The sequence below is a fragment of the Bacillus sp. FSL W7-1346 genome (genome assembly GCF_038593335.1).
GTDB lineage: Bacteria > Bacillota > Bacilli > Bacillales > Bacillaceae > Bacillus > Bacillus altitudinis.
In genome coordinates this window covers 1302687-1321494 of the sequence record NZ_CP151988.1, presented here as the reverse complement: position 1 = coordinate 1321494, position 18808 = coordinate 1302687, and the positions used below count along the sequence as shown (strand labels likewise).

The 18808-nt window shown below is 41.1% G+C and carries 19 protein-coding genes and 3 riboswitches; of the genes, 6 read left to right on the top strand and 13 right to left on the bottom strand.

The genetic code is table 11. The features are described 5' to 3' along the window. Positions 1-353: 353 nt before the first annotated feature. The 5 genes from queF to NST09_RS06695 all read right to left on the bottom strand — a co-directional run bounded on the left by queF (position 354) and on the right by NST09_RS06695 (position 4008). The gene (gene queF, locus NST09_RS06715) at positions 354-851 is read right to left on the bottom strand and encodes a preQ(1) synthase (RefSeq protein ID WP_003211403.1); all 498 of its coding nucleotides are present in this window, start codon (positions 849-851) and stop codon (positions 354-356) included. 17 nt (positions 852-868) lie between these two features. Beyond that, positions 869-1600 (bottom strand): 7-carboxy-7-deazaguanine synthase QueE, encoded by a 732-nt coding sequence (gene queE / locus NST09_RS06710; protein WP_146270064.1) that lies wholly within the window; start codon positions 1598-1600, stop codon positions 869-871. Continuing rightward, positions 1593-2033, bottom strand: coding sequence for a 6-carboxytetrahydropterin synthase QueD (queD, locus tag NST09_RS06705; RefSeq protein ID WP_024719651.1), 441 nt, complete (start codon positions 2031-2033; stop codon positions 1593-1595). Before queD ends, queE begins: the two co-directional genes overlap by 8 nt. Further along, complete coding sequence (queC, locus tag NST09_RS06700) at positions 2034-2690, bottom strand: 7-cyano-7-deazaguanine synthase QueC (protein WP_008348090.1); 657 nt, start codon at positions 2688-2690, stop codon at positions 2034-2036. It abuts the gene before it with no gap. Between the two features lie 158 nt (positions 2691-2848). After that, positions 2849-2893: riboswitch (PreQ1 riboswitch) on the bottom strand. 71 nt (positions 2894-2964) lie between these two features. Beyond that, positions 2965-4008, bottom strand: a complete 1044-nt coding sequence (locus tag NST09_RS06695) for a hypothetical protein (RefSeq protein ID WP_268438463.1) — start codon at positions 4006-4008, stop codon at positions 2965-2967. A 245-nt stretch (positions 4009-4253) separates the two neighbouring features. Between NST09_RS06695 and NST09_RS06690 the strand changes: the two genes are divergently transcribed. The 3 genes from NST09_RS06690 to motB all read left to right on the top strand — a co-directional run bounded on the left by NST09_RS06690 (position 4254) and on the right by motB (position 8474). Next, positions 4254-6359, top strand: coding sequence for an ATP-dependent Clp protease ATP-binding subunit (locus tag NST09_RS06690; protein WP_342493465.1), 2106 nt, complete (start codon positions 4254-4256; stop codon positions 6357-6359). A gap of 563 nt (positions 6360-6922) precedes the next feature. Further along, positions 6923-7717, top strand: a complete 795-nt coding sequence (motA, locus tag NST09_RS06685) for a flagellar motor stator protein MotA (protein WP_008346088.1) — start codon at positions 6923-6925, stop codon at positions 7715-7717. Further along, positions 7710-8474 (top strand): flagellar motor protein MotB, encoded by a 765-nt coding sequence (gene motB / locus NST09_RS06680; protein WP_017367125.1) that lies wholly within the window; start codon positions 7710-7712, stop codon positions 8472-8474. Before motA ends, motB begins: the two co-directional genes overlap by 8 nt. Before the next feature lie 186 nt (positions 8475-8660). On the opposite strand, the gene NST09_RS06675 is transcribed toward motB, so the two are convergent. Then, positions 8661-9116, bottom strand: coding sequence for a MarR family transcriptional regulator (locus NST09_RS06675; RefSeq protein ID WP_003211701.1), 456 nt, complete (start codon positions 9114-9116; stop codon positions 8661-8663). A 204-nt stretch (positions 9117-9320) separates the two neighbouring features. Here NST09_RS06675 and NST09_RS06670 point away from each other — a divergent pair, with 204 nt between their 5' ends. After that, positions 9321-10820 (top strand): ATP-binding protein, encoded by a 1500-nt coding sequence (locus NST09_RS06670; RefSeq protein WP_008346092.1) that lies wholly within the window; start codon positions 9321-9323, stop codon positions 10818-10820. 51 nt (positions 10821-10871) lie between these two features. Here the strand turns inward: NST09_RS06670 and NST09_RS06665 are convergent, their stop codons facing one another. The 6 genes from NST09_RS06665 to NST09_RS06640 form a co-directional block, all read right to left on the bottom strand. Then, a complete protein-coding gene (locus NST09_RS06665) occupies positions 10872-11114 on the bottom strand; it encodes an aspartyl-phosphate phosphatase Spo0E family protein (RefSeq protein WP_008346101.1) in 243 nt (80 codons plus the stop codon). 301 nt (positions 11115-11415) lie between these two features. Continuing rightward, positions 11416-11946, bottom strand: a complete 531-nt coding sequence (locus NST09_RS06660; RefSeq protein ID WP_008346104.1) for a cupin domain-containing protein — start codon at positions 11944-11946, stop codon at positions 11416-11418. Between the two features lie 16 nt (positions 11947-11962). Next, positions 11963-12595, bottom strand: a complete 633-nt coding sequence (locus NST09_RS06655; protein ID WP_025207241.1) for a methylthioribulose 1-phosphate dehydratase — start codon at positions 12593-12595, stop codon at positions 11963-11965. Continuing rightward, the gene (locus NST09_RS06650; RefSeq protein WP_017367123.1) at positions 12559-13254 is read right to left on the bottom strand and encodes a 2-hydroxy-3-keto-5-methylthiopentenyl-1-phosphate phosphatase; all 696 of its coding nucleotides are present in this window, start codon (positions 13252-13254) and stop codon (positions 12559-12561) included. Before NST09_RS06650 ends, NST09_RS06655 begins: the two co-directional genes overlap by 37 nt. Next, complete coding sequence (gene mtnW / locus NST09_RS06645; RefSeq protein ID WP_035392259.1) at positions 13255-14472, bottom strand: 2,3-diketo-5-methylthiopentyl-1-phosphate enolase; 1218 nt, start codon at positions 14470-14472, stop codon at positions 13255-13257. A gap of 99 nt (positions 14473-14571) precedes the next feature. Then, a riboswitch (SAM riboswitch) is annotated at positions 14572-14673 on the bottom strand. 44 nt (positions 14674-14717) lie between these two features. Beyond that, entirely contained in the window at positions 14718-15908 is a 1191-nt protein-coding gene (locus NST09_RS06640; RefSeq protein ID WP_342493464.1) for a pyridoxal phosphate-dependent aminotransferase, read from the bottom strand. A gap of 163 nt (positions 15909-16071) precedes the next feature. Then, a riboswitch (SAM riboswitch) is annotated at positions 16072-16235 on the top strand. A gap of 79 nt (positions 16236-16314) precedes the next feature. On the opposite strand from NST09_RS06640, the gene mtnK reads away from it, so the two are divergent. Both mtnK and mtnA read left to right on the top strand, forming a co-directional pair. Then, entirely contained in the window at positions 16315-17508 is a 1194-nt protein-coding gene (gene mtnK, locus NST09_RS06635) for an S-methyl-5-thioribose kinase (RefSeq protein ID WP_342493463.1), read from the top strand. Positions 17509-17514: 6 nt separating this feature from the next. Beyond that, a complete protein-coding gene (mtnA, locus tag NST09_RS06630; RefSeq protein WP_342493462.1) occupies positions 17515-18576 on the top strand; it encodes an S-methyl-5-thioribose-1-phosphate isomerase in 1062 nt (353 codons plus the stop codon). A gap of 24 nt (positions 18577-18600) precedes the next feature. On the opposite strand, the gene NST09_RS06625 is transcribed toward mtnA, so the two are convergent. Then, entirely contained in the window at positions 18601-18735 is a 135-nt protein-coding gene (locus tag NST09_RS06625; protein WP_017359454.1) for a hypothetical protein, read from the bottom strand. Between the last annotated feature and the right edge of the window lie 73 nt (positions 18736-18808).

Sequence of the window (18808 nt, the reverse complement as noted above, 5' to 3'; positions counted from 1 at the left end):
TACATACGAGCTGGTAGCCCCCAGCCGTCCTAGCAAGTTCTATTCCTATTGGTATGAGAAGAGTGACATGACTCTTCTCTTTTTTTATGCGCCATCATGATCTATTCCATAAAAAAAGACATGTCATCCGCATGTCTTTCAGCATGTAGTCAAACCCTCGCATTCGGTGTCAGTCCTGCGTGCCGGTGCTCACGAATGTCAAATTCGCTCCGCGCCGGTACTCGTCCTTCCTATAATTCAAAGGTTTTCTATCACGCTGAGCTGAAAAAAAGACAAAGGGCTAAAATCAAGTTCATTTTAGCCCTTTGTCAACAATCTGAAAGACATGTCATCCGCATGTCTTTTTTTATTTATTAGCGATTATCAATCGTTTCTGGATACATATCGTGATTCATCATACGATACGATGCCATCTCTTCATACTTTGTCCCAGGTTTTCCGTAGTTCGTATACGGATCAATTGAAATACCGCCTCTTGGTGTAAATTTGCCCCATACTTCGATATATCTTGGGTCCATTAATTCAATGAGGTCGTTCATGATAATATTCATACAATCCTCGTGGAAGTCACCGTGGTTACGGAAGCTGAACAAATATAATTTTAATGATTTACTTTCGACCATGATTTCATTTGGGATGTAGCTGATATACACGGTCGCAAAATCTGGCTGCCCTGTTTGCGGGCAAAGTGATGTGAATTCTGGGCAGTTGAATTTCACAAAATAATCTCTATTCGTATGTTTATTCGGGAACGTTTCAAGCACTTGTGGTGCATAGTCAAACAAGTAATTGGTCCCCTGGTTTCCTAGTAAAGTGACACCTTCTAATTCTTCTGGTTTTCTTGTCGTCATTTTGTCTCTCTTCCTTTCTATACGCCTCGTTTATTTCCCCACAATAGCGTGTGCAGTTGTGGTAAGACTCTCACACGATTCAAATCAGGATCTTGCGCTACTTGATCTACAAGCATTTCGTATTTCTTTAATAAGTGCGTTAATAAGTACGCATCATCAGCTGTTGTTGTATCATCATTTCCCACCTGCAAATAAAAGGGGAGTTCTGGGTATTTCGCATGAACATCCTTTGCATAGGCTAGATCAAGATCATCAAAGATGACGACCTTCAGGCTTGCATGATGCAACCTGTTTCCATTTTTCAATTCATCTATGATACGCGTTAGTTTCGAGAAATCGGTTTTCATATTAGAACTTGGTGGCTTTGGAGAAATGGTTAAATCATCTATCTTCAAAAACCAATCTTGATACATCGTTCCCTGCGTTTCAAGCGCCGTATCAATTCCTTCTTCATGCAATAAATCAATAAGTGATTCCATTTGTTTCAAAAGCGCAGGATTCCCACCTGAAATGGTGACATGAGAAAATGCCTTTCCACCTATTCTCTTCAGCTCTTTTACAATGTCCTCTGCCTGAAGCCACTGAATATCATGCTTAGCTGATCCATCCCATGTAAAAGATGAATCACACCAGCTGCAGGAGTAGTCACAGCCAGCCGTTCTGACAAACATGGTTTTTTGGCCAATGACCATTCCTTCTCCTTGAATGGTTGGACCAAAGATTTCTAAGACAGGAATCGCTTTAGTCATTGAGCTCAACTCGTTTCGGACGGTAAATGCAGTAGCTTGTTGGTGTCTCTCTGACAAAAACTTGAACACATACTGGTTTGTTCGCTAAAGTCGTTAAATATGCGGCCACTTTATCATACACAGTCTTTGCGACAACCTCAGTGGTTGGCATCGCATATGGATCATTCGATGAGAATTCTTCATGGTCATTGAGCAGTGTATGGTCGTACTGTCCATGAATGAGTTTTTTTAGCGTGCTAAAATTCACAAGGAAACCTGAATCATCTAGATGATCTCCTGCAATCGTAATGTTAATCGTATACGTATGACCATGTACGCGGCTACAAGCGCCAGCATCTTCTCTCGGGATAAAATGGGCTGCCGATACATGCATATCTTTATTTAATTCAAACGAAAAAGGGTGATTCGTCTGTGGATAGATTTGAGAAAGCATTTAGTTCGCCTCCTTCATGTCCATATAAGTGTCATAGCCATTTTTCCGAAGCTTACATGCAGGACATTCCCCGCAGCCATCAGAAATGATGCCATTATAGCAAGTGAGTGTTTCATTTTTCACAAAATCTAGCGCATTCAGTTCATCAGCCAGCTTCCACGTTTCAGCTTTATTCAGCCACATGAGCGGCGTATGGATGACAAATGGTTTTTCCATTGCCAAATTCACCGTGACGTTACAAGATTTCACAAACTCATCTCGGCAATCTGGGTAGCCGCTAAAGTCTGTCTCGCACACACCCGTGATAATATGACGTGCTCCAATTTGATACGCAAGAATGGATGCAAAGGATAAGAAAACTAAGTTTCTCCCCGGAACAAATGTGGAAGGCAGTTCTCCTTCTTTTTCTTCAATATCAATGTCATCTCTTGTTAAGGCATTTGGTGCAAGCTGATTTAAAAGAGACATATCTAATAGATGATTTTTCACACCTAGCTTGTCAGCAATTCTTTTGGCGACATCAATTTCTTCTTGATGACGCTGATTATAATGAAAGGTTACCGTTTCAACCTCTTTAAATTGTTGAAGTGCCCATAGTAAACATGTCGTACTGTCCTGTCCCCCGCTAAAGACAACGACCGCTTTTTCATTTTTCATTTTCCTTTTCCTCCTTTTGCAGACCCGTACCACCGCACAAAGCTGCATCTGAAAGGTTCATGAAAACCCCTATTTTTCTCAAAAGAAAAGACACCTTTACATGTGTATGAGGTGTCCCAGCCATAAAAAATAAAAAATGCCACATCCAAGGATACGGCAAGTCCTTAGTTTTTTATAGAGGGTTTTGCTAGAACCTCTCCCGTTTTCACGGATTTTTGTTCAATTTTCACAGAGGATAGTGTACCACATAATTGGTGTACAAGCTATCCCTTCTTTACTTATCACGTGATGCAGGCACTTTTTTCAGACAAAGAAAGAGGATAAAAAAGATACTGACATAGCCAAAAACAGGGTAAACCGTTGAAATGAGTGTGCCGTATCCAATTTTACTGATCACATAACAGCAAAGAAGAATAAAGGATATCGTATACATACTGTTCAATCGGATATACGCCCTCACTTGCCTTTCGAGACCGTATAAATTCCCTATAACAGATGTAAAGACTTCACCGAAGATCACGAATAAATAGACGAGATGAATGGAGTTTGCGACTTGATACACCACTTGGGCCATCGGAATATCATACGCTTCCAGCATTTCTAATGAAGAAAGGGATAAAAAGCAGGCGAGCAGAATGAGTGTCAGCATCAGACCCCCAAGCACCGCTCCTTTTTTTATAACGGCTTCGGATGTCATTTCGTTTGCGACCGGCACTAATACGGCTTGAGACAGCGCTAAATTAAATGCACCATATGAAATAGCAGACAACATCCATTCGCCCTCTCCCATTTGCAGCCCCAGAACGTGGCTTTCACCGCTACTAAACACAAATGAGTCTAGAAACACAATCAGCGAAAAGAAAATCAGCATTGGAACGACAAGTACATTGACACCAAATAACCCTTTTGACCCTTTAAAAAGGACAATGACACTTAAAATAATCGTTAAAAAAATACCATATTCTTTTGAGATGCCAAGTTGTTCTTCAAAAATAGCGCCTGCGCCAGAAATCATCACTGACGTCACACCTAGTAAGATAAAAAACATGACGATGTTAATATATCGACTCGCAGCAGCTCCAAATAAAAACCGATTCATATCTTGATAAGATTCCGCTTCAATTCGTTTGGAAATCAGCATCATTTTTGCGCCAAGGCCGGTAAAAATAACACCGCTCATCAAAATCCCGATCAATCCAATCCAGCCAAAACGAACAAAAAATTCTACGATTTCTTTTCCTGTCGCAAACCCAGCTCCAACCACTGTTCCTACATATACAAAGGCAAGCTGAAAAGCGGATTCATTTGAACGTTTCATATGACCCCTCCGCACCCATCACTTTCGATTGTCTCTTTTTTATCCTATGAGACAAGTTCCTTGAAAAGAAGGACAAACCATGATTAAATGCAAAAAAGGATTTTTCATTCAGCTATGAGCAAAACAGTTGAAAGTCAAAATAGGTCAGAGTATACTATAGTCAAAGATGGTCAAACAACAGACCATTTTATTTAACATTCATTGGTCAAATAAAGTCAAACTTTATTTTAAGGAGGTCATGGCTCATGCGTTGTCAACATTGTCAAGTGAATGAAGCAACTATTCGCCTGAATATGCAAGTAAATTCGTCCCGTAGCCAAATGGTTTTATGTGAAGACTGCTATACCTCTTTGATGGAACAGTCAAAAATGAAAATGGGTCCTAACCTTTTCGGAGGCAGCTCATTCTTCTCTGAGCAAGCAGGACATGCGACGAGCCAAGAGCGGCCTAAACAAAAAGGCTTGCTAGACGAGCTTGGCCGGAACTTAACGGATGGCGCACATGCTGGTTTAATCGATCCTGTCATTGGCCGTGATGAAGAAGTCACAAGAGTCATTGAGATTTTAAATAGAAGAAATAAAAACAATCCTGTCCTCATTGGTGAACCTGGTGTTGGTAAAACGGCCATAGCCGAAGGACTAGCACTAAAAATTGCAAATGGAGATGTACCAAATAAATTAAAGAACAAACAAGTTTATTTATTAGATGTCTCTTCACTTGTGGCAAACACAGGTGTACGTGGTCAATTTGAGGAACGGATGAAGCAATTAATCAAAGAATTGCAAAGCCGTAAAAATATCATCTTATTCGTTGATGAAATTCATCTTCTTGTAGGCGCAGGCTCTGCCGAAGGGTCAATGGATGCCGGAAACATTTTGAAACCAGCTCTAGCTCGAGGGGAACTGCAGCTAGTAGGTGCGACAACATTAAAAGAGTATCGTCAGATTGAAAAAGATGCTGCACTTGAACGCAGGTTCCAGCCTGTCATCGTTGATGAGCCAACACAGGATGAAGCATTCGAGATATTAAAAGGCATTCAAGATAAGTATGAAGCCTATCATGGCGTCACCTATTCTGACGAAGCGATTAAAGCGTGTGTTCAATTATCTTCGCGGTATATTCAAGACCGCCACTTGCCGGATAAAGCCATTGATTTAATGGATGAAGCAGGTTCAAAAGCGAATCTCTCCATTGATGCAGCAAGTGAAGATGAATTAACAAACCGTCTTGCGCAAATTGCCGCTGAAAAACAAGCTGCTTTAAATGAAGAACGATATGAAAAAGCAGCGAAGCTTCGAGACGAAGAAGAAGCGATTGAAGCGAGATTGCAAAACAAAACAAATGTCAAAGAACATGTCGTCACAGCTGAGGACATTCAGTCGATTGTAGAACAAAAAACAGGTATCCCTGTCGGCAAACTGCAAGCAGACGAACAAACAAAAATGAAAGAAATTGATGTCCGCTTAAAAGCCCGCGTCATTGGTCAGGAACATGCGGTTGAAAAAGTGGCGAAAGCCGTAAAAAGAAGCAGAGCCGGCTTAAAATCAAAACACAGACCAACTGGCTCCTTCCTTTTCGTTGGGCCAACAGGCGTCGGGAAAACCGAATTGTCTAAAACATTAGCGGAAGAATTATTTGGCTCAAAAGAAGCGATCATTCGTTTAGATATGAGTGAGTACATGGAGAAACACTCCGTGTCCAAAATCATCGGTTCTCCTCCTGGTTACGTTGGACATGATGAAGCCGGCCAGCTCACGGAAAAGGTTCGCAGAAAACCATACAGCATCATTTTGCTCGATGAAATCGAAAAAGCGCACCCTGATGTCCAGCATATGTTCCTTCAAATCATGGAAGATGGCCGTCTAACAGACAGCCAAGGCAGAACCGTCAGCTTTAAAGACACAGTCATCATTATGACAAGTAACGCTGGCAGCACAGATAAAAAAGCAGTCAAAGTCGGATTCCAGTCTGAACAAGAAGAAGCCATCGAAGAACAATCATTGATTGATTCACTGAGCGCTTATTTCAAACCGGAATTCTTGAACCGTTTTGACAGCATCATTCAGTTTGATTCATTAGATAAAGACGATTTAGTCAAAATTGTGGATCTTCTGCTCAAAGATTTGTCAGAGCAGTTAAAAGAACAAAATCTAACTGTTCACGTCACAGACGAAGCGAAAGAAAAAATCGCTGAACTTGGTTATCATCCAGCATTTGGGGCTCGTCCGTTACGAAGAACGATTCAAGAGCATGTTGAGGATCAAATGACGGACATCTTGCTTGAAGAAGAACAACTTACTGGATTTACAGTCGATGTTGAACATGACGAAATTGTTGTGAAAAAGAGCTAAGTACATCCTAAGGAGGATCTTCAGCTCCATCATGTTGCAGTGTTTAAATTCCATCTGAGCGCCGACGCTCCCCCGCCTCTTTTCCTTTACGATAAAAGAAAAAGAGGTGGATCACATGGATCACATGATCAATTGGAACTACGATTTGATCAAAATCATACATGAAGAAAAATTAAAAGAATTGCTCTTAGATGAAACAGCTCAAAAAAGATGAAGTTTCCAGATTGTTGACAAAGGGCTAAAATGAACTTGATTTTAGCCCTTTGTCTTCTTTTCATCGTGATAGAAAACCTTTGCAGTCTAGGAAGGACAGCTACTTGCGCGAAGCGAATTTGGCATTCGTGAGCACCAGCACGCAGGACTGACAAAGAATGCGAGGGTTTGTCTACACGCTGAAAACTCCCTTTTATATGAGGGAGTTTTCTTTTTTTACGGCTTCTAGAAAGCGCTTTCGTCAAAATTTCTTCACATAAAATGTCTTAATTTTATATTCTGACTAAAACCCTTCTAGAAGACACCGATATTAACTATAGAAAAAGATAGTTAAAGGATTTGGTGAGATAATGGACAAAACATCGTTAATTGGTATTATTTTAGCATTTATTGCACTGAGTGTCGGTATGGTTTTGAAAGGTGTGAGTCTAACCGCTCTTATCAACCCGGCGGCTATATTGATCATTGTGGTTGGGACAATTTCAGCTGTTGTCATTGCCTTCCCATCTAGTGAAATTAAGAAAACACCAAAATTATTCGGCAAAATTTTCAAAGATAGCAAGCTTCCAACGATACAAGAAATGATTCCTCTATTTTCAAACTGGGCACAAATTGCTCGTCGTGAAGGTCTTTTGGCATTAGAGGCAAATCTTGAGGAAGTCGATGACGATTTTCTAAAGAACGGCTTAAGCATGGCAGTTGACGGTCAAAGTGCTGAATTTATTCGCGACGTCTTAACAGAAGAAGTCGATGCCATGTCGGAGAGACATCAGTCAGGCGCATTAATCTTTACACAAGCTGGTACATACGCTCCGACTCTAGGGGTACTTGGTGCCGTTGTCGGACTTATTGCCGCACTTGCAAACATGGGAGACATTGAAGCACTTGGACATGCGATTAGTGCTGCCTTCGTCGCCACACTGCTAGGGATTTTTACAGGGTATGTGTTGTGGCATCCATTTGCCAACAAGCTGAAGCGTAAATCAAAGGAAGAAGTAAAGCTTCGTCTCATTATGATTGAAGGGATTCTTTCTGTCCTTGAAGGCCAGTCTCCAAAGGTCATTGAGCAAAAACTTCTGATGTACTTACCAGCAAAAGAACGTGCAAATCTTGTCATTGAAGAAGGAGAAAAACAGAATGGCTAGGAAACGTAAAAAACATGATCATGAAGACCATGTAGATGAGTCTTGGCTGATTCCTTACGCCGATCTTCTTACGCTTCTTCTCGCCCTCTTCATTGTGCTGTTTGCATCTAGCTCCATTGATGCGGCAAAATATGAACAGATGGCTAAATCGTTTAATGTTGTCTTTACTGGCGGCACTGGCGTAATGGACCAATCAAGCATGCAGAGCACCGAGGAAACAGAAAACAGCAATCAAACCAAAAAATCAGCAGAAGATGAAGAAGAAGCAAAAGCGAAAGCTCGTGACCAAGCGGTATTAACAAAGGTTAAAAAGCAAGTAGATTCATTCATTGCGGATAAAAAACTTGGTTCGAAGCTTGAAACAAAGCTGACGGATGAAGGTCTGCTTATTACAATTGAAGACAGCATCTTTTTTGATTCTGGGCGAGCGGTGATCCGCTCGCAGGATGTTCCGTTAGCCAAAGAAATATCCAAGCTGCTCGTCATTAACCCTGCTCGTGACATCGTCATTAGCGGACATACAGATAACGTTCCGATTCGGAATTCTGAATTTGAATCCAACTGGTATTTAAGCGCCATTCGTGCGGTCAACTTTTTAAATATTCTCCTTGAAAACAGCAACCTAGACCAAGAGAACTTTAGCACAAAAGGTTACGGTGAATTTAAACCGATTGCCTCTAACGATACCGCAGAAGGCAGAAGTAAAAACAGACGCGTCGAAGTTCTTATTTTGCCAATTGAGAAAAAAGCAAAATAAATAGGAAGCCAGCAGCTTCCTTTCAGATCATGACAAAGGGCTAAAATAATGTTTATTTTAGTCCTTTGTCTTTCTTATGAGCGCGTTTGAAAGCGCTTGTCGTTTATCGGTGCGCAGGACTGACACCATATGCGAGGATTAGTCTACATACTAAAAAGGAAGCCAGCGGCTTCCTTTTTTATGTGTTTATTCTTTATGATCATATAAATGCTTGGCACGCAGCCCTACATGTTTGAGCATATCGATGCAGGCATCCTTTTCCTCTTCACTAAGCACACTGATCATCTCGTGAATCTCTTTTGCATGATCTGGGAAGATGTCATCAAGCAAAGCTCTTCCCTGCTCCGTAATATGTGCAAATGTCACCCTGCGGTCTTCTGCACAAGCTTTCCGGCTAAGGAGTTCTTTTTTCTCCAATTTATCAACCACATACGTGATACTTCCGCTTGCGAGTAAGATCTTATCACCTATTTGCTGAAGCGGCTGATCACCTTTATGATACAGCAATTCTAATACAGCAAATTCAGTTGGATTCAGACCGTGCTTCACAATATGTTTGTTCATGTGGTGATTAATGGAGCGATAGGCACGTGATAGTACAATAAATAATTTCAAAGATTTCTCAACATTATGATTTTCCATTTTTTATCATCCTTTATGAAATGCAACCCACTAATGTGACATTAATAAACAATAAGTAAAATGTCAACATGTTGAACCATTTTTAGCATGAAAAAGAGACCAGAACGAATCACCTAATTTTTTAAAAATCTCACAAGTCATCGTAATAAAGATAGGTTCAATGCTATAATAAGTCTATTAGGTAATACGTTGGAGCGATGAATCATGAGTATACTGAAAGGGTTTTGGAAGAAGATCAAGCTTTACCTTATTTTGGTCGTGATTCCAACCCTCATCATTAGTTATTTTATCTACGAAAAAGAAACTGAGAAAATTGATGTAAAAAACAAACAAACCGCTACACTTATGTTAAATATTCACAAAAACCAAATGAATTATTTAATCAGTGAAACAGAAGCAAGATTAACTTCCCTTGCCATGGGATTTGATCAGCCGCTTGAAACGAAAAGAGTACAAAACATCCTAGAGAAAATCTATAAACAAGAACCTCGTTTTTCAGGCCTGTATCTCCTAGACCAAAAAGGAAATGTCACAGCCAGCACCACACCATTAAAGGAAAAAATCAACCTGTCATTTAGAGATTACTTTAAACGTATTCAAGTTACAAAACAGACCGTCATCACAGATAACTATGTAAGCCGCATTACTAAGCAGCGGATTCTCTCCATTTGTGTCCCTGTTTTGAATGAAAACGACGAAGTCACGGATGTGCTAGTCGCTGCGATTCAAATTGATTATTTAAGAAATATTATGAATGTATTAAACCCAGAGCTTCATTTTAAGATGCTGAATCAAAATGGAGACGTTGTGTTTACAAGTGGTCCACAGCCAGCATCTGAAAGTGATAGCACCGTGTCTACATATTTAGATGAAAACAGCTGGAAGCTGGAGGTTTTTCCGCAGCGTGCGACAACAAGTGAAGTACTGTCTGTGATGCTGTTTCCTTTATCCAGTGCATTTATTCTCTTAAATATCTTATTCACACTCGTCCAATATATCATTTTAAGACGACAAACCCAGCAGGAACGCCACCAAAATGAAGCACAAAAACTTGAACTCATTGGAACACTCGCAGCAAGTACAGCGCATGAAATTCGCAATCCATTAACAGGCATTAGCGGGTTTATTCAACTTTTGCAAAAGAAGTATCGTTCAGAAGAGGATCAGCTTTATTTTTCTGTCATCGAGGAAGAAATTAAACGGATTAATCAAATCGTCAGTGAGTTTCTTGTGCTAGGAAAACCAACGGCTGAAAAGTGGCAAAATAATTCTGTGAAAGAAATTGTCAGTGAAATCATGCCAATTGTATTTTCTGAGGCGAACCTTTATAACGTCGAGGTTGATTTGCAAATCAATACCATTCAAGATGTTGGCGTGTATTGCACGAAGGATCACATTAAACAAGTGGTATTGAATGTAGCGAAAAACTCGTTAGAAGCGATGCCAAATGGCGGTCATTTGAAGATTGTCATTGAGGCTGAAAAAGAACAGGTCATCATAAAAGTGAAAGATACAGGTGAAGGTATACCAGAAGAGATGCTGAAACATATCTTCCTCCCTTTTATTACGTCGAAGGAAAAAGGAACAGGTCTTGGGCTTGTTGTGTGTAAACGAATCATTTCGATGTATGGGGGGACAATCGATATCGAGAGCGAAGTGAATAAAGGAACAACCGTGATCATCATGCTCCCTTCTGCACACTAATAGCTGAAGCATTCATCCGGTTTTGCTAATGGCAAGACCGGTTTTTTGATGTCAATAAGAAGGACGATTGACAGAAAGGAGACTCATTTGTGATACAAGATCATGAAAGGAAGCAACAGATTGTTGTTCATGAAAAAGAAGATATTGATACTCATTCATCAGGTTGTCCAGTTCTTGACTATATTTAATTGTCGTCTCACCTGTATAGCCTTCTACTTGAGCAGCTTCTACCATTTGTCTTCTCTTTTCATCAATTGACATTAATAGCTGTTCTTTCCGTACATAAATATTCATGATCTCAGCTCCCGCTATGAATTCGTCTGTCTACGCTCTAAATGATCCGACACCAAAATTATACTTTATTTGTAAATTAAATTAAATATGCTTATTTTATTTAATTTTTTACAGCCTAAAGACCTTTTACCCAATGAATTCTGGGGGTAAACTTCAAAATTGGACAGGACTGACACATTGATTAAACAGAATTTTATCCTATGCAGAAGACCAAAATCAACTGTTTTCTCTCTCATTTTATGTCTATTTTCCTAAAAAAAAGCTGATCTTCCGCCTCATGCGAAATGATCAGCTCCCACTATTAAACCGTTTCTTCTTCGTAAATTGGCACCCAGCCCTCAGTTGTGACAAATATGCGAACGGCGACGACTTGACGATCTTCTTGAAGTGTAAAGTAGTGACGAATATTCGGGGGCACAGAAATTAAATCACCTGGATTCAGTCTCACATCAAAAAAGACGCCGTCTTTGCCTTGAATGGCAAAGATTCCATGACCGCTCACGATAAATCTGACTTCATCATCTGTATGATGATGCTCACGTTTAAAGTTTTGAAGCAGTTCATCAAGGTTAGGGGTCGCATCTGATAATGAAATCACATCCTGCGCTTTGTATCCTCTTCGCTCGGAAATACTCTTTATTTCCTCTTGAAACACAGTTAAAATTTCTTCCTTTTCATCATCTGTTAAATCGTACTTTTCTGATAACTGTTTTGGTAGTTTTTCAATATCCCAATGTTCATAAATGACCCCTTGCTGTTCTAAATACGCCCGGACCTCTTGTTCGTTCTCAAGTAACGTGTTCTCTTCATTATGAATGTAAATGGTCGCCATGTGTGTTTCCTCCTTTTTATTTAACAAGCTGCTTTTGATAAAGCGCTACTTTCAAATGATAGGTAAATAAAAATTCATAAGCCTCTAAGACTCGTTTGGCTTCAAATGCGGTTTTCCCCCAAACGGTGATGCCATGATTACGAATGAGTACAGCACCAGCATCGTCCGTCAGGTGCACTGCAAATTGTTCTGCAAGGTGCGGAATATGAGCTGGGTTTTCAATAATAGGAACAGTGACTTCTGCATCCTCTTCCCAATAACCAAGCGCTTTGATGATTTCGTTGCCTTTAAAACGAATTTCTCCTTTATCGCCATACAGCTCAGAAATGACATTGTTATCGATCGTGTGGACGTGAAGACAACATCCTGCTTTCGTCCGCTCATAAACGTATGTGTGAAGCAGTGTTTCAGCTGATGGCCTGAGCGGCTGATTCGGATGAACCGGCTGACCTGCTGCATCAACAAGAACAAAATCTTCGTCGGTTTCTTTTCGTTTATCTTTGCCGCTTGCCGTCACCAAAAACGTGATGGGATCATCCGACACTTTTATCGATAAATTGCCGCTCGTTCCGTAAAACCAGTCTCTCTGTGCCAATTCACGTTTGACGTCTGCTAGTTCCTTCCAGCGTTTACTCTTCTCGTCTGCCATTCCTTCACTTCCTTTATTTGATCAAATTGCGCTTTTAGATCAACAAATGTTTCATACTCTTTATGTACGAGCCCTAGCTCTTTACATTCGTTCAGTAAATAGTCACGTGCAAACGTGAGATCCGCATGTTTCGCTGCCTCAATATCAGTCACTGAATCACCAATCATAATAATAAAGTCATCTTCCTGCGTCAGCTCTCGAATAATGGAAGGCTTGCAGCAGCCACAGCCATTTTGGCATTCTGAATCACAGGCATGCGGCCATTCAATTTGAATATGGTCTTCTTTAAATGATGCATGGTTACAATAAATATTCTCTTGTTCGACAATCCCTTCCAGGATGGGATAGACAAAAAAGTCCATACCGCCGCTGAGTACATAGAAAGGAATGTCTGCTTTTTTGACATCATCGACAAACTGTTCAAATCCTTCACGAATCTCTGTATCCTCTAAAATAAATGACCGAATGGCTTCTTTCTGATCACTCGTCAGTAACTGAAACATCTGTCCGACGCCTTCTTGGATCGTGATTTCTTTTGCTAGAACACCATCCTTCCATTTCGTCCATTCTTTTGGAGCAAACTGCTTCATGATGCGAATGATATTATCATTTTTCGTAATCGTGCCATCAAAATCACAACATACAATTGGTTTTTTCATTTATTCTGCTACCCTTCCCCAAAGATCAAGTGCTGCTTGTAAGTCTTGACAAGTTGATGCTTTTTCTTCGATAGACTCTTTTTTGACCACCGCATCAATGATCGAACGAAAGGCTTTCCCTCCTCCGATTGCTCCCCGCGGATGTCCGTGAATTCCCCCGCCTGCATTAATGACATGATCAAGTCCAAAATCTTTGACTAAGATCGGCACCATTCCCGGGTGAATGCCTGCTGAAGGGACAGGAAATGTTTGTTGAACTGTATCCTCTTTCACACATGCTTCGAAAATGCCAATGGCATCTTTTTTCGGAAGGGCGACTGATCCATAAGGAGAGGGAAAAAGACTTAAATCAGCGCCAGCATATCGATTTAATTTGCCTAAAAGAAGAGAATGCGAGAATCCATAGTCTGGAGAGGATGTCATTGCACCGCTCACTGCCGGATGTGCCATGATCGGCAATGGGATCTCTGGATCTTCAGCCAAGCTTTGCATGACATCAAGTCCATAGGCAAAAACGTTGAATAATAGCGCATCAGCCCCGAGTTCGGCTGCCTTTCTTGCTCGATCTTTCAAATCAAAAGTTCTACCAGTTAAATTAACAGCATAAAGCGTGCGATGTCCTGTCTCTTCATATGTTTCTTTTAATATCTTTTTTCCTTCCTTGATTCGATCTTCAAAAGGGGCTAATGGGCTTTCAAATAAAATCTCATCATCTTTGATGAAGTCTACTCCACCTAAAGCCTGTAAGCGGAGCTGTTCTTTTAAATCCTCCATATCACGACCGATCACGCCTTTAAATATACTCATCAATAGCGGCCGATCAAACACGCCTACTTTCTTTCGTATCCCCTCAATGCCAAATACCGGTCCTGGCAGACAGCTTTTAAACCTTTCCGAAAATTCGATATCGACGAGCTTTACTTTCCCATCCAGTGAAAGCTTTCCAAAAATCGTCGTCAACACCGCTGGTATATCAGCTGAAAAGTTCGCCTCAGGATAAGCAATGGTCACCTCTGATTGATACAGACCACCAATTGAGGGAGACTGTTCTTTTACGCTCACCACACGGCCTTTATGTTTTTTCAGCTGCTCCTTTTTGAGCTGCGGCAAGTCCGTCCATGACCCGACCGTTAACCCAAGTGCGATCTGCTCTGCTTTTCGGTCTATTTGTTCATCCTCTCGATGTGTTAGTACGTATGTTGCCAGTAGTTCACTCACTAGGAATCCCCTTTCGATTGCGTCCTGTATATGGTCAATAAAAAAACCTCTTTAAGTGCTTGATCAGCGCGTTAAAGAGGTTTCGTCTCATTCATCCGAATCTTATCTCTCAGCGCTTGCTGCAAGAATTAGCACCGTGCTTCATGGAAGTCGGTTGCCGGGCTTCATTGGGCTAGTCCCTCTGCCTACTCTTGATAAGAATATTCAATTTTCTTAAATATTGCCTGAATTATCGCACCATTTTTTTACGTTGTCAATGGCTTTTTTTCAAATAACTGCAAGGCAGCGATACGATCAGCGGCTTCCTTTAGCCGCTCCTCACTTGTTAAAAGACCGACTCTGACGTAGCCTTCACCGTGAGCACCAAAGCCATTCCCCGGTGCAACAACAACATGTGCTTTTTCTAATAATACATCAGAAAAAGTTTCCGATGTATATCCTTCAGGCACCTTTAACCAAGCAAAAAACGAGCCCTTTGGCGCACTGACGTCCCAGCCAATCTCTTTGCATGCAGCAATCCAAGTGTTTCGTCTTTTTTCGTACCGATCATTTTGTACTTGGACGCACGTTTGATCGCTTAAAAGTGCTTCTGCTGCTGCATCTTGAGTTGCTTTAAACAGTGACACAAACAGGTGATCCTGATAAAGCTCAATGGCTTCGATAACAGAGGCATTCCCTGCTGCAAAACCGACTCTCCATCCAGCCATATTATACGTTTTGGACAATGTATAGATTTCAATACCTGTCTCTTTTGCTCCGTCTATTTGCAGGAAACTGAGGGGCTTTTCGCCGTCAAATCCTATGCCGCCATATGCAAAATCATGGACTACACACATCTTATTTTCACTCGCAAACGCAACAGTATCTTCAAAAAATGTCCGGGTTGCAGTCGCACCAGTCGGATTATTTGGGTAATTTAAGTACATCAATTTTGCTTGATTCTTATCTTCCTTAGACAGTTGGTGGTAGTCAGGTAAAAAATCATTTTGTTCAAGAAGAGGCATTGTGACCATGCGAGCTCCGGCAAGCACAGCGCCTGACCAGTAATCAGGATATCCTGGGTCTGGAACAAGCAGCGTATCACCTGGATTCAGTAGGCATTGCGGCAATTCGACTAGTCCCGCTTTCCCTCCAAATAAGATGGCAATCTCTGTCTTTGGGTCAAGCGTGACGCCATATTCTCTTTCATAAAAAGCAGCTGCGGCTTTTTTTAGTTTCGCTGTCCCGCGGAATGAGGAGTATTGATGATTTTCAGGTTTTGCTACTGCTTCCTGCATCGCTTTCACAATATGTGGAGGAGTGGGCTGATCAGGATTTCCTTGACCTAAATTAATCACATCTGCCCCTTCCTGCACTTTTTTCTGTACTTTTTGTACAAGCGACGCAAAAAATTGTTTCGGTAAATGTTTCAATACATCCGATTGCTGGAATTCCATTTTTTCACCTTCTATTCAAGTTACGTGACAATACAATCACTGTAATGGATTGTTTTATGAATTGTAAAGCAATTTTGAAAAAAGATTGACATGTGAACTGCAGCTCTGATAATATCTAGAATTAAGAAATGCAAGCAGACATGAAACAATTACATATTGATTTCTCTTATCGAGAGTTGGGCGAGGGATTTGGCCTTTTGACCCCAACAGCAACCGACCGTTAATACCACTGTGAAGTGGGGCGCAGCAAGAACAGCGCCAAGACAATTTATTGTCTTATAGGGCACGGTGCTAATTCCATCAGACGTATGTGCTGAGAGATAAGAGAGGCTTCGAGCATACACGCCATCAAGCCTCTTTCTCTCAGGAGAAAGAGGCTTTTTTATATGATTTGGAGGGGAAGCAATTGGTTACACTTACGGCATCATATGAAGAATTAACAGAGAGTTCGGCAGTTGCATTAGCCATTAGACTTGGATTGATTCAAGAAAGCAGTCATTTGACCTGTACTGAAATTGGCGACGGAAATTTAAATTACGTCTTTCATATTTATGATCACAAACAAGCAAAAGGACTGATTATCAAGCAGGCTCTTCCTTATGCAAAGGTCGTTGGAGAAAGCTGGCCGCTGACATTAGACCGCGCAAGAATTGAAAGTGCAGCACTCATCAAGCAATCAGAGTATGCACCACATCTCGTACCAGCCGTCTATTATTCGGATACAACTCTTGCAGTGACGGCAATGGAGGATCTATCACACCTTGAAATCGTCAGAAAAGGGCTAATTGCCGGAAAACATTATCCGTATTTATCAGATCATGTCGGAGAATTTTTAGGCAAAACACTATTTTACACGTCTGACTTTGCCACAAATCCTAAAATCAAAAAACAATTCGTGAAGCAGTTTACGAATCCTGATCTTTGTGACATTACAGAAAAACTCGTCTTCACAGATCCTTTCTTTGACAGCGAAACGAATGACTTCGAAGAGGAATTAAGAGAAGAGGCGCAAGCACTATGGGCTGATCTTGAACTGCAAGCAAAAGCAGCCGAATTGAAACGGATCTTCTTAACCTCTGCTGAAACACTGGTACATGGAGATCTTCATACAGGCAGTATTTTTGCAAACGAAACGGAAACGAAAATCATTGATCCAGAGTTCGCTTTTTACGGTCCTTTCGGATTCGATATCGGTCACTTTATTGCCAATTTGTTCATCAATGCTTTATCTCATGAGAATGAGCAGGATCAGCAGCACCTTTTTGATCATGTCGTCAATGTGTGGGCAACATTCAAAGAAGTGTTCACAAAAGCATGGAAAGAAGACAGTATTGAAGCGTTTAGTGTATCGGACAGCTTTTTAGAAACAACCTTTGACCGTATTTTAAAAGAGGCCACCGGCTTTGCTGGCTGTGAGCTTGTTCGCCGAACCATCGGTCTTGCGCATGCGGCTGATCTCGATGCGATTCCATCACATTCTAGAAGGATTCAGCAGAAAAAAGCAGCACTTACACTAGGAAAAACATTGATCAAACAATATCAAGCAGTGGAAACAGCGTCTGACCTCGTCGCATTATTCCAGCAAACTGTAAAGGAGTGACGAGTTTTGTCTAAAGAATTTGAAGTTCCCCGTTCCGTCGAATGGGAAGAAAACCGTATCAACATTTTGAATCAGCAAAAATTACCCGCTGAAACCGTGTTTGAGCATTTATATACAAAAGAAGATGTGTATGATGCCATTGTGACGCTAAAAGTACGCGGAGCACCTGCTATTGGCATTACAGCGGCTTTTGGGCTTGCACTTAGTGCACAAGAGATTGATACAGAAGACATTAATCTCTTTAAGCGAGAAGTCGCTCGCCTGAAAGAATATTTAAACAGTGCTCGTCCAACCGCTGTGAATCTTGCCTGGGCATTAGACCGGCTTTATCAGCGCATTGAGCGTGCTGCTTCGGTGAATGCAGCCAAAACTGATCTTGTCCATGAAGCCATTCAAATTCAAATCGAAGATGAAGAAACATGTCGGCAAATCGGTCAAAATGCTCTTCAGCTCTTTAAATCTGGTGATCGAATTATGACCATTTGTAACGCAGGCTCCATTGCCACAAGCCGCTACGGAACAGCGCTTGCACCCTTTTATTTAGCGAAAAAGAAAAACCTCGATCTTCACATTTACGCATGTGAAACACGTCCTGTCCTTCAAGGCGCTCGTCTGACGACATGGGAATTGATGCAGGGCGGCGTAGATGTGACGCTTATCACGGATAATATGGCAGCCCATACGATGAAAGAAAAACAAATTTCTGCCGTTATTGTTGGTGCAGATCGAATCGCTAGAAACGGTGATACAGCAAATAAAATTGGAACGTTAAGTCTGGCTATTTTGGCTAAACACTTTCAAATTCCATTTTTTGTGGCAGCGCCTCTTTCGACCTTTGATGTGTCAACTCAGGATGGGTCAGATATTCCGATTGAAGAACGCGACCCGCAGGAAGTAAAGGAATTAAACGGCATCCAAATAGCGCCTCCTGACGTGCAGGTATTTAACCCTGCCTTTGATGTCACTCCTCACCATCTCATTTCCGGGATCATTACAGAAAAAGGCATTATCACTTCCAACTATACAGAAGAGATTGATGCACTATTTACTGAAAGCGTGTCACTTTAATCAAAAAAAAGCGCGGGATTCTTATCATTTAAGAGCACCGCGCTTTTTTGTTTCGTTTGTTTTTGCTAATATTTCTTTTTTCTGTTCTTCTGTCAACACGTTCATTTTGACACATAGTGATGTGACGGCGTACATTTTATCTTTTTTGCCCCATAACATGTTAGCAGCCTCCTTTTTCCCCAGACCAACTTTTTTAGCTTAATAAAAGGATATGTCGCTCACTAAACATTTG